Raw genomic sequence first — 11,598 nt, 5'->3', positions numbered from 1 at the left:
GAATCTAACGGGAGCCCGGAAATGGACGATTTTCACACCCGGGAGGTTTGACCGTTCAAAACCAGTGCCTGCGTTTCAGCGGTCTTCTTACGCGACCCACCTCACACATAACGTTGTTTCTGTGTTCGATCCGTTACTGCTTAGGAATAAAGACCTGGCGCTGGGGTGGTTTTTAGGAGTCAAAAATGTGGACCACTCAGAAATGTTGGGAGACCTTTTTCGTGCGCTAAGCAAGGAGTTCTCCTTCTCAGGCAGGGACGCGCATATTTATGCATCGTCAGGAGGTGGCCTGCCAGCACTGCGGATCGCCACGCAACTACCGCACGTGTCGGTTTATTTGACTAACGTGCAGACGGATCCTCGTAGGTATTATCCAAAGTTCTACAAGCAAATGACGAAAGTAGCTTTCGCAGGTATGAGTGAGGAGGAAATTGATCGCCGGTACGGCGAGCGATTGTCGAGTTACGCATGGGATGGAGATTTCCATCTAACGTATGCTCAGAATCTGGCAGATCAGTTTCACTATCTTAGGCATTTCGTTCCTTACCTCCAAGCCCAAGCACGCAGCATTAATCAGCTGAAAACGCTCGAGTTTGTGACCTACGATGATCCTGTCAGCGGTCACGGTGTGCTTCCCCGGGCAACAGAGCTTGCGATAATTGAGGCCATGCATCACCGTCTGCCCATAGCTGAGCTGTTGCCCAAGGGACGTATGTGTGATGCCGATCATAGGAAGAAGGCGTTGGTGCATGGCTAGTATGAGCCCACAGGATTTTTCGAGAGTACTTATGTACGGCTCAACTGCGGACCAGACCTCCAGGTCCTTTGTTACGGCCGGCGCAATGCTCCATAAGTTGTTCGCCGCGAACGGAGGCTCGATCCGAAACTCTAGACGCGTAGAGTTTCGAAACTACATCGACTACATGCGGTTGACCCAGGGGCTAGAGACGGCACTTGGACGTCTGGAAGAGCTGCGTTCCTCTGGCTTGGGTCCAGAACTCTACGCAACCGCGGGCATGATCACTGCGCGGCGGGCCAACGACTATAACGCAGCGTCACATCACATGGAAAAGGCATACTCTTTCTGGCCGGAGAGCCGGACGATCCGAGAATTCTTCATTGAATCCTTAATCTCAGTCTCACGCCTGGAAGAGGCCCGTGACCTATTCAAGGACGTGGAGCCCGCGGATGAGCGAGAAACAGTGCGCTTTGGCGGACTGGCTGCCATCATGGCCGCCTGGGAGATTGTGGAACGACTCATTGCGCCTTGGAATCACAGCGATGCTGCATTTGGGATTCAGGTCTTGGGCGAGCGTGCACGCGTGTCATCTAATTTCCAGGGTCAAGAAGCCGAGATCCCTGCCTATGTCCTTAATATGCCGCAGGATGCACGGAAGCTTGCCCTGTCCACGGTCCTGCATGGACAGTTGGGCCTCAGTGTGAGACAACACCTCGGAGTAGATGCCGCGGCCTTGGCCCCAGTGGAACGAGCCGGAGCAGCAGGTCACAGCCGGCTAAACATAGGAATGGGCGCGTTAGGGTGCGCGCTTGGACATGTTTCCATGTTGAACCGCTTCCTCGGAACCACTGACAGTTTTGCGTTGATGCTGGAAGACGACGGTTTGCCGTATGTACAGCGCGATATATCGGCTCTGGTGGATGCTGCGGGTGATTTCGATGTCCTGTTTGTAAACAACAGAATGTCCGCCGTTAAGTGGGGTGAGGTGAAGCAGGGTTTTGTTTCAGTTTGGGAGACGCTGGCGAAACGTCCGGAACAAGGTGGGTGGGGCGCAGACGGTTACATAGTCTCCCGCGCCGGGGCAGGGAAACTGGCGGAAGCCGTAGAGGCTGACAAGATCATTGGTCATATAGATGGACAAATTGCCTCCTATGGTGTCGATCCGATGGCAGAGATCGTGTCCAACGCACAACGCATTGGTCGTTCGATTCATTCAAAGTCCGTCTCTGGAGTCCTGCTCAACATCAAGTGCGCCCAGTTCCCTCTAGTAGGCACAATGGACTTCGGGGATTCATCCATTGGGCGAATGGGTGGGCACTTTATCTGACCGTTACAGTCTAAAGAGGCTTTGCAGACGCGGCTTTGATACTTGCCCGGCTCGCTCGGGCCAGCCCATCGGGAGTGGGGCCCTGTACGAAGTCATCAGCGAGAAGGGCCTTCTTCCAATTGGGGGCCGATTTGACGAAACTTTTCAGAGCCCTGCGAAGAACGCTCCGTGGCGGAACAACGTGCCCGACACCGTATTCTCCGAGCTTAAGATAGATATTTCTTTTTTTCCCGCACTGCTCCAGGAATGGAAGCAGCTGTCCGTTTAAGAACCTCTTGTCCTGAAGGTTCTGAATATATGCAACGGCATTACCATGTCCAGACGAATGCAGGTCGGCTGTGTCCATGCATATTTGCTGGCCGATCTCTTCATTCGTCGACCCGGGGTAAGCGACATCACGGTACTCGTCGAACGTGTGGGGAGGGTTGAGAAGCGCTGTGCGTGGGTTTACGACTACCGTCAGGGATTGTTTGAAGCGTGATCCGTAGTAAAGCGAAGCGAACCCGCCAGCTGATGCGCCGAAGAATATCAGATCTTTACCTGATCCAGTTGCCAGAACATGGCCAATAAGGTTCGTCAGATTCTCTTGCAGTGGCATATTCTTCGTCCCCAAATGCCATCCAGCCGTCGGGGCTTTTACAAATCCAGCAACTGGATCGGCAATTCCCAGGTAATTCACAGTCATGCCTTCGATCAAGCCGCGGCCACCAAAAAATGGGTACGTCTGCTTCAACCCGAGGGCTGCGTGGAAATAGACGAAAGTGATATTTGCGCCCTTGTCCTCGTAGAGGAAATCGAGGTGTGTGTCTCCCGAAGAGATCCGAGATATTCCATCGCGTACGTCGCGGCTCAGAAACTCGTCAAAGCTGTTGTACTGATGCAGCCGTTCGTTTTGGTGGGAGGTTAGATCGCGAGGGCGGAATTCCATATGGCCATTTTATCCTAAGCCCAAGGCGGTTAAAGCGCGTGGGGAGTTTAAATCTCACACCACTGCGTCGTGAAAGCTGATGCTCGGCTGCCGGGGCCACTGCGGGCAAAGATTCTGGCGCGGTATCGCCCCGGTTTTAGATCCTCGAACAGCGCCACGTGCCGTGACGAATATGGTGTGGAGACGACCGGATCTGAGTCGCGGTAGAGTCTGAAAGCGGATTCTGTGCCTGGAGCCAGATTGGCGGAAACCTCGATGCTCTTGCCCAATGGGTCTGGCTCCAGAGTGTAGTCGGAAGGTGCGTGGTGGGTGCCTGTCGGTAGGCCTAGTGGGGCTGAAATCTCCTCGAATCCTGACAGGCGTATATCAGTGGTTAGTTTTGCTTCGCTTCCCTCAAAATGGACCACAACAACTTGGGTCGGTAATGCCTGGCCAAAACGTGGGAATCTCCACCCGAGAGGCCGTGGCTTCCGTTCGCCTTTGTGCAACGATAACCGGACCGGTACGTTGGCTTCAATCCTTAGTTCCATGACTTTTTCGTTTTTATGCGTGACATCAAACCCGTTTTCGGTGAGGTGTGCCCGTACGTCGAGTCCGAGGTTCCATAACAGTTGATACTTATGAGCCTGTGAGCTCTTGACGTTGTCGTTCAACCTAAACGATGGAACGCCATTGGTTTCTTCAACGTGCAGCCGCCGTGAATGCGTGGTGTCGAAATACCGGTCGTTGATCCCAAGAACGGTGAAGCCAGTGCTCGTCTCATTCTCGCGGTGCAGCTGAACCTTGTGCCCTTGGGTATCGGTTCTTGGGAGGCTAGCCCCATCGACGATCAGGGAGTTGTGTGAGTACTGGGAATAGGCGTACCTGGAAAACGGATGTTTGTAGTCATAGCCATAAGGGCCCGATTCACTCAGCAAGTCCCTCCCCCCGCTTCGGAGGAAGAAGCTGAGGTCGTCGGAGTGTTTGTGGTAGTCGGCGTTGTATGCCGCTGAGAAAAAGGCAAACACAGCGTCGGGGTCTGCCCAACTGCTGCGGTAGATGGCATATCCGGAGTCGGGGAGGACCAGTACGCGTGCGACGGGGGCTATTCCCCGCCGGCCCAGAGTGGAGGCGAATTCAAAGGCCGATCCGGGGAAAATTCTGCCCATACCTGACTTACTTGTGTCTATTTGCTGGGTGTCGCTGATGGGCGGGTACGTTCCATCTGGCATTAACGCGTGAGCCGCATACGTCTCAGCATCTTGGATGAGACTGCTGTAGTATCGGGAATCTTCGTGGCCTGCAGCCTGGGCGAGCTTCTGAACGTTGGCTAGTTGACGGGAAACCATGAGGTGATATGTAGGCGTGTTCTCGACGTGTACACCGTCGGGGGTGAAGCAGGACGTGAAGTACAGTTTGAGGCGACGCATAGCCAGTCCGAAGTACTGCTCTCTTATGGCCGGGTCCTCGACACACAGCAGACTGTAGTAAAGCAAAGCCAAGTCCTGAAACATGCCGTGGTTGTTGTTGCCTGCATGGAAGTCCGGCCGGGCGAGGATCTCCGCGGTGGACTTCATGAGAGCTTTGACCGGGTCAGGCTTCTCCAGGCCAAGAACTGACACCAGAGCCAGGTCAAGGGAGAGCAGGTTAATCAGGCGTTGGGCGGTCGTTTCGTCGTGATAAGCCATCTCAGGAGACTCTTCCATGGATGGGTGAAGCTCGATCCATCGAGACACAATTCGCAGGGCAGCATGAGCGGCGTCGTCACAACGCGTGTCAGCGTTCTGCAGGATTGTCCGCGTCCAGTCGATGAAGAAGAGGAAGCCATGTAGGTACCGCCCATTGGCTCGCGTGCCCGTTTCGTTCCAGACCAGCCCGTTCTCGAACGCCTGCTCGCCGAACTGCACCGAATGAATGACGCCTTCATCAAGGAACTTTTCTGCTCGAATTCGCGCTTCCCTTGTCGACGCTGCTGGAAGCTGAGCGGCGGCTATCTCGCGGAGAGTAGTCAGTTGTTCAGAGGTAAACATGGTTCCTTGGCAGTTTGCGTTGCGGCGGATTTCTTCCGCCTGAGCTAGGGCCTGAGGCAGCTCCGGCAATGAATTTATTGGAAGTCCGCGACACGCTCACCAAGGCCGAGCATCTGCTCGATGGCGGCAACGGTCCGCTCTGCAGCTTTGCCATCGCCGTACGGGTTCACCGCATTGGCCATGGAGTCGAAGTAGTCCTGGTCGTTCAGCAGCCGGTCCACCTCGGAAACAATGCGGTCTTCGTCGGTGCCGATCAGCTTGACCGTGCCGGCCACCACAGCTTCGGGGCGCTCGGTGTTTTCACGCATGACGAGCACGGGCTTGCCGAGGCTGGGAGCTTCTTCCTGCACTCCGCCGGAGTCGGTGAGGACCACGTGCGAGAGTGAGAGCATGCGGGTGAACTCTCCGTAGGCCAGCGGCTCGGTCACGACGATGTTGTCGATGCCTTCGATAAAGGGCATCACGGCGTCGCGGACCACGGGGTTCTTGTGCAGCGGAACCACGATGGTCAAGTCGGGCTCGGCCGCGGCGATGCGGGCAAGGGCCCTACCGACGTTGCGCATGGCCTCGCCCTGGTTTTCGCGCCTGTGGGTGGTGGAGAGCAGGATGCGTCCGCCGGCAGCGGCCAGTTCCTCCAGCTTCGGATCCGTGAATGGAATGTGCTTGTCCACCGTCATGAATAGTGCATCAATAACGCTGTTGCCGGAGACGACGATATCGGCGGCTGTAACGTTTTCGGCGAGCAGGTTATCTCGGCTGGTAGTGGTCGGTGCCAGGTGCAGGCTCGCTATTTGGGAGGTCATCTTCCGGTTCGCTTCTTCGGGGAACGGCGAGAAGAGATCGTGGCTCCGCAATCCTGCTTCCACGTGAATTACCGGAATCCCGTGGTAAAAAGCGGCAATGGCACCGGCTGTAGACGTGGTGGTATCGCCCTGGACGATAACCGCGTCCGGCTTATTGACGCTGAAGAGCTTGTCCAGGCCGTCGATGGTCTTGGTGAGGATTCCGTTGAGAGTCTGACCGGGAGCGAAGATGTTGAGGTCATGGTCCGGGACAATACCGAAAAGCCCGTTGACCTGGTCCAGCATGGAACGATGCTGGCCGGTGACCGTTACAAAGCAGTCCAGGGTGGATGATTCCTTGAGGGCTGCAACGATTGGCGCCATCTTGATTGCTTCAGGCCGTGTTCCATAGATTGGCATGATGACCGGCATTATATTCCCCAAATACGCTCGACAAGAGACTGATTACTGCGCTCAGTCTATCGGAAGTATTACTGCGCCCAGTCTAACGGAAGTATCAGGAGTAGGAAGTGGTGCTCTTAAAACCTGTATTATTTGCGTGTACCAGCCACTGATTACCCCTTAACCGAAGAGCACCAAAAGGGTAATCAGTGTGGGAACCGTCAGACACACCAGCGTGGTCAGGACCATGGCAACAATGCGCTTTTTCCGATAGGCCCGATCCTTCTCGAGTTGCGGTCCACGGAGCGCCTTCGGCGGCCTCTCCGATGCCTCGGTCCGCTTCCCGCGGCCGGCATCAGCCTCGGGTTCCAGAGGCTGATCCCTCATGTGTCTCGCCGCGGCAATGTCCGCGTACCGCTTGTTGGCCATGCCTCAACTTTCCCACATTTATGCAAATCGTTACCGGCGCCGCCAAGGTGCCTGCGGTAGGCTTCCTACTGACCAAACCGGCACACGGGCATGGACGTCCGTGGTCCGGAACAGCAGCGCCAGCACGGAAACGGGATCACTTTGCAGACCAAAATCACCGCGAACGCACAGGCGCTGAAGCGATGGTTGAGTAACGCTGAGATCTCCCTGGGGAACCACAGTGACCGGCTGAACGCAATCAACATCTTCCCCGTGGCCGACGGCGACACCGGCACCAACCTCTACCTCACGCTGCGCTCCGCCTCCCGTGCCATCACCGACGCCGAGACCACGGACATCGGTGAGCTGCTGGGAATCGCCGGGCGCGCGGCCATGGAAGACGCCAAGGGAAACTCCGGCACCCTGCTCTCCGTATTCCTGACCGCCATGGCCGAACCGCTGCAGGGCAACACCCGCCTCTCAGCGCCTCTGCTGGCCACGGCTCTGCACCGGGCGCAGCTACGCTCCTGGTCCGTCCTGAGCGACCCGGTTCCCGGCACCATGCTCTCTGTGCTGGAGGAAGCGGCCAGCGCCGCCATGGACCAGGAGGCCGCGCAGTCCGGCGATGACAGCAACATGGGCCTGGCAACCACTCTGCGCGCCGTGATGAACGCAGCCCTTGCCGCCGTCGTCAACACCGAACTGCAGCTGGACGCCCTCACCCAGGCCCGGGTAGTGGACGCCGGGGGAGTGGGCTTCCTGCTGGTTCTCGACGCCCTGCGTGCCGCCGCCCTGGGTGAGGAGCTGCAGGAAGAGCTCCTGGACGGGCTGCACGGGTACGACGTGCAGGCCCCGCACATCCACGGCGCCATGCCCCGGATGGAAGGGGTGGAAGTGATGTGCACCATTAACCTGAGTCCGCTGGACGCTGCCACCCTGCGCCTGCAGCTGGATGAGCTGGGCGATTCGGTGATCATGAGTGCCGTGAACGCGGTGGGGGACGGATACCGCTGGCGGGTGCACGTACACACGCCCGACGCCGGCACCGCCATTGATCTGCTGCGCACCGTGGGTGAGCCCACCAACCTGACCATCACGGAGCTTTCCGCAGACGGCCATGAGACCAAGGAAATCATCCAGGACAGCGAAATCCACGAGGCCCATGAAGTCTAACGTTCCCCCGGAACTGGATTTCCCGCTCGAACGGCGCGTCGGCAAGCCTTCCGCCACCAAGCTTGAGAAGCATCTGGGCCTGAAAACCGTGGGCGACCTCCTGCACCATTTCCCGCGGCGCTACCTGGAACGCGGGGAGCTGACGCCCATCGCCGAAATTCCCTTTGATGAGGACGTCACCCTCATTGCCCGGGTGCAGAGCGCCAACGCCCGGCGCATGCAGACCCGCAAGGGGACCCTGCTGGAAGTAGTTGTCACCGACGACGCCTCCGGCGCACTGGGCCAGCTGCACCTGACGTTCTTCAACGGCTGGAACGCGCAGAAGGAACTCACGGTAGGCACCCGTGCCATGTTCTCCGGCAAGGTGGGCGTCTACAAGAACCAGCTGACGCTGACCAATCCCAACTACGTGGTGCTCAATGACGAGGCCGACGACGAGGAGATGGCCAAGCGCCCCATCCCGGTCTATCCGGCCACCGCAAAACTCAACAGCTGGGACATCAAAAAGGCGGTTGACCTGCTGCTGGACACCATGCAGACTGAGCGGCTGCGCGATCCCATCCCCGAACCTGTCCGGGACGCCGAGCACCTCCTTGGCCTGGCGGAGGCGTATGAGATGATCCACCGGCCGGCGGAGATCGGGGAGGCCTACAAGGCCCGCCACCGGTTCCGCTACCAGGAAGCACTGGTGCTGCAGACGGCGTTGGCCCGGCGGCGCAGCTTTGCCGCGCAGGAGGATGCCACCGCCCGCCCGCCCCAGCCCGGCGGGCTCCTGGATAAATTTGACGCGGCTCTGCCGTTCACGCTCACCGACGGCCAGTTCGACGTCGGCCGCGAGCTTGCCGGGGACCTGGCCCGCCCGCATCCGATGAACCGGCTGCTGCAGGGCGAGGTGGGCTCCGGCAAAACACTGGTGGCCCTGCGCGCGATGCTCCAGGTGATCGACGCCGGCGGACAGGCCGCTCTGCTGGCCCCCACCGAGGTCCTCGCCGCCCAGCACTTTGACTCCACTACCAGGACCCTGGGCCCGCTGGGGCAGGGCGGCCGGCTGGGGAGCGACGACGACGCCACCTCGGTCACGCTGCTGACCGGCTCCATGGACACCGGCGGTCGCCGTGCGGCTCTGCTGGACGCCGCAAGCGGTGCCGCCGGCATCGTGATCGGGACCCATGCGCTGCTCTCCGAACATGTGCAGTTCGCGGACCTGGGGCTCGTGGTTGTGGATGAACAGCACCGGTTCGGCGTTGAACAGCGCGATGTGCTGCGCACCAAGGGCCGCAGCACCCCGCACCTGCTGGTCATGACCGCCACCCCCATTCCGCGCACCGTGGCCATGACAGTGTTCGGTGACCTGGAAGTTTCCACCCTGACCGAGCTGCCGGCCGGCCGCGCCCCCATCTCCACCTTCATGGCGCCGCTGGCGGAAAAGCCGGCCTGGGGACGGCGCATCTGGGAACGTGCCCGCGAGGAGATCGACGCCGGCCGGCAGGTGTACGTGGTGTGCCCCAAGATCGGTGACAAGGAAGAAGAGCCGGGCTCCGACCTGGTCCTGCTGGACTACGGTCCGCCGCCCGCGGGGAAAGCCAACAAGCCAAACCTGGCGTCCGTGGCCGAAATGTACCAGCAGCTCTCCGAGGTGCCGGCGCTCGCCGGGGTGCGGATCGGGGTGCTGCACGGCCGGCTGGATCCCGTGGAGAAGACCGAAACCATGGCAGCGTTCACCCGCGGCGAGATTGACCTGCTGATCTCCACCACTGTCATCGAAGTGGGCGTGGACGTGCACAACGCGTCAATGATGGTGATCATGGACGCCGACCGGTTTGGGATGTCCCAGCTGCACCAGCTGCGGGGCCGGGTGGGCCGCGGCGGGCTGCCGGGCACCTGCCTGCTGGTCACCAAGCTGGAACCCGGCCATCCCAGCCGGGAACGGTTGGAGGCCGTGGCGGCGACCACGGACGGTTTTGAGCTCTCGCGGCGTGACCTGGAGCTGCGCCGGGAAGGGGACATCCTGGGTGCCTCGCAGTCCGGCGGGCACTCCACCCTGAAACTGCTCCGGGCCATCCAGGACGAGCCGCTGATCGAAAAGGCGCGCACCGCAGCCACGGCCCTGGTGGCGGAGGATCCGGACCTGGCGGAATATCCGGCGCTGAACGAGGCGATTGAGGACTATCTGAATCCGGAAAAGGAAGCCTTCCTGGACCGCGGCTGAGCCGTCCGCTACCCCCGGCAGGGCGACCGGCCCAAACCCCGATAAAGTGAACCCATGAGCCGCATCATTGCCGGAACCGCCGGCGGAACCTCCCTGACCAGCGTTCCCGGAACAGGAACCCGCCCCACCACGGACCGCGTGAAGGAGGCCCTGTTCTCCCGGCTGGAGTCCTATGACATCCTGGCCGGAGCCCGCGTGCTGGACCTCTTCGCCGGTTCCGGTGCCCTGGGCGTGGAAAGCGCCAGCCGCGGCGCCGTCTCGGTGGACCTGGTGGAACTGGCCGACAAGGCCGCCGGCACCTGCAAGCAGAACGCCAAACTCATCAACGACGCCGCCGGCCGGTCCGTGGTCAACGTGCACCGTGCCAAGGCCGACACCTATCTGCTGCGCGTGCCCGCCGACGTCACCTGGGACCTGGTCTTCCTGGACCCGCCCTATGACCTGGACGAGGATGACCTGTTCGCCGTGCTGCGCGCGCTGCCCCGGCACCTGGCCGAGGGCGCAGTCGTCGTCCTGGAACGCTCCACCCGCTCACCGGAGCCGGCGTGGCCCGCCGGCATGGAACGCTTCAGCGAACGCAAGTACGGCGAAACCACGCTGTGGTTCGCTGAGCCGGCGCAGGCCGCCGACGGCGACGCCGCTTCCTAGCGGATTAGGGAAAGAGGCGTGCTCCAACGTAAAACGGGCGCTCTCCGCCGAAAAATCAGCGATCAGGAGCCAAGATGACCCACTTGTGGGGCGACCTGCGAGCGGCTGTTCCATCCATGCTGCAAGGTTGGCGGCTGGACAGCTTCTCGAAACGAGGGCGTCACGATTTTGGTGTCTCTCCAGCCTTGAAGCAACTTTTCGCGGATGTGGGCCGCAACCCCGACCTTGCTAATGCGATAGTCGACCAGCTTGGGCACGTCCCCCAGGGCCGGCAGTTCGTCTTGGCAGTCAAGGTTCCATCAGTGCTCGGCATCCTGCTGTATCTAGTCATCGCCTTCGGTGCTGCGATTTCCGTGGAATTCTATGTAGAGAACCCCGGCGTTAAGCTGCTCCTAATGATCTTGTCCATTGCTGCCGCATGCGCATTACTTCTCTTCACGTTAGTGCGCGAGCTGCGCATGCAGGCTCGTTTTGCTGACGCATTACTCATCAATCGATTACTGAGAGCGGTGGAAGCGGCTCAACTGGTCGAGAACGATCCCCTGTCGGTGGACAAAAGGTACTTCCTGGCACGCGCGATCCGCGGGGCCGCGGACCAGCTTCGCAAAGGCTATCCGCCTCCCTCGGTATCCCTGCGCGCAGCTCCATTTCCCTTGCGCCAGGTCAGACGCGAAGCAAAGCGCTGTTCAAGCGTTCTGAACTCTTACGGCGTAGCCGCACTCAGCGGTGATCGAGAGGAGATTAGGGCGCTCAAGGAGGACTTTGTTCGAGCGATTCTGCGGGTAGGAACAGGCAACTGGAGCCAGATTGTGCACCTGCAGCCCCTTGTGACCGTCAAACGGAGTTGGGGAATGGCTGTCAAACGTTCACTGAAGACACTGGGTCTGCTGTGCTCGCTGATTGGTGCCCCGGTAGTCGCCGGAATCATTACGGAGGCGATAGTCAAGTGACATTCCGTCCAGCCGGGAAAGCA

The 11,598-nt window shown here is 59.8% G+C and carries 10 protein-coding genes; 6 read left to right on the top strand and 4 right to left on the bottom strand.

Annotation, left to right across the window (positions count from 1 at the left end; genetic code table 11):
* The first annotated feature begins 121 nt into the window (after positions 1-121).
* A complete protein-coding gene (locus ABIB35_RS06290; protein ID WP_354179815.1) occupies positions 122-757 on the top strand; it encodes a hypothetical protein in 636 nt (211 codons plus the stop codon).
* A gap of 166 nt (positions 758-923) precedes the next feature.
* Positions 924-2,066 (top strand): glycosyltransferase family protein, encoded by a 1,143-nt coding sequence (locus ABIB35_RS06285; RefSeq protein ID WP_354179814.1) that lies wholly within the window; start codon positions 924-926, stop codon positions 2,064-2,066.
* A gap of 10 nt (positions 2,067-2,076) precedes the next feature.
* On the opposite strand, the gene ABIB35_RS06280 is transcribed toward ABIB35_RS06285, so the two are convergent.
* The 4 genes from ABIB35_RS06280 to ABIB35_RS06265 form a co-directional block, all read right to left on the bottom strand.
* Complete coding sequence (locus ABIB35_RS06280) at positions 2,077-2,994, bottom strand: hypothetical protein (protein WP_354179813.1); 918 nt, start codon at positions 2,992-2,994, stop codon at positions 2,077-2,079.
* Between the two features lie 47 nt (positions 2,995-3,041).
* Entirely contained in the window at positions 3,042-5,003 is a 1,962-nt protein-coding gene (locus ABIB35_RS06275) for a heparinase II/III family protein (RefSeq protein WP_354179810.1), read from the bottom strand.
* A 74-nt stretch (positions 5,004-5,077) separates the two neighbouring features.
* A complete protein-coding gene (wecB, locus tag ABIB35_RS06270; protein WP_354179809.1) occupies positions 5,078-6,217 on the bottom strand; it encodes a non-hydrolyzing UDP-N-acetylglucosamine 2-epimerase in 1,140 nt (379 codons plus the stop codon).
* Positions 6,218-6,367: 150 nt separating this feature from the next.
* A complete protein-coding gene (locus ABIB35_RS06265) occupies positions 6,368-6,616 on the bottom strand; it encodes a hypothetical protein (protein WP_354179808.1) in 249 nt (82 codons plus the stop codon).
* Positions 6,617-6,790: 174 nt separating this feature from the next.
* On the opposite strand from ABIB35_RS06265, the gene ABIB35_RS06260 reads away from it, so the two are divergent.
* The 4 genes from ABIB35_RS06260 to ABIB35_RS06245 all read left to right on the top strand — a co-directional run bounded on the left by ABIB35_RS06260 (position 6,791) and on the right by ABIB35_RS06245 (position 11,575).
* Positions 6,791-7,768, top strand: a complete 978-nt coding sequence (locus tag ABIB35_RS06260) for a DAK2 domain-containing protein (RefSeq protein ID WP_354179891.1) — start codon at positions 6,791-6,793, stop codon at positions 7,766-7,768.
* Entirely contained in the window at positions 7,758-9,977 is a 2,220-nt protein-coding gene (locus tag ABIB35_RS06255; RefSeq protein WP_354179807.1) for an ATP-dependent DNA helicase RecG, read from the top strand. Before ABIB35_RS06260 ends, ABIB35_RS06255 begins: the two co-directional genes overlap by 11 nt.
* A gap of 54 nt (positions 9,978-10,031) precedes the next feature.
* Positions 10,032-10,625 (top strand): 16S rRNA (guanine(966)-N(2))-methyltransferase RsmD, encoded by a 594-nt coding sequence (gene rsmD / locus ABIB35_RS06250; RefSeq protein ID WP_354179806.1) that lies wholly within the window; start codon positions 10,032-10,034, stop codon positions 10,623-10,625.
* Positions 10,626-10,699: 74 nt separating this feature from the next.
* On the top strand, positions 10,700-11,575 hold the full coding sequence (locus ABIB35_RS06245) for a hypothetical protein (protein ID WP_354179805.1): 876 nt from the start codon (positions 10,700-10,702) through the stop codon (positions 11,573-11,575).
* The last annotated feature ends 23 nt before the right edge of the window (positions 11,576-11,598 follow it).

This window comes from Arthrobacter sp. UYP6 (assembly GCF_040547315.1).
GTDB lineage: Bacteria > Actinomycetota > Actinomycetes > Actinomycetales > Micrococcaceae > Arthrobacter_B.
The sequence above is the reverse complement of the archived record's forward strand: the minus strand, read 5'-3'. Positions and strand labels throughout refer to the sequence as shown.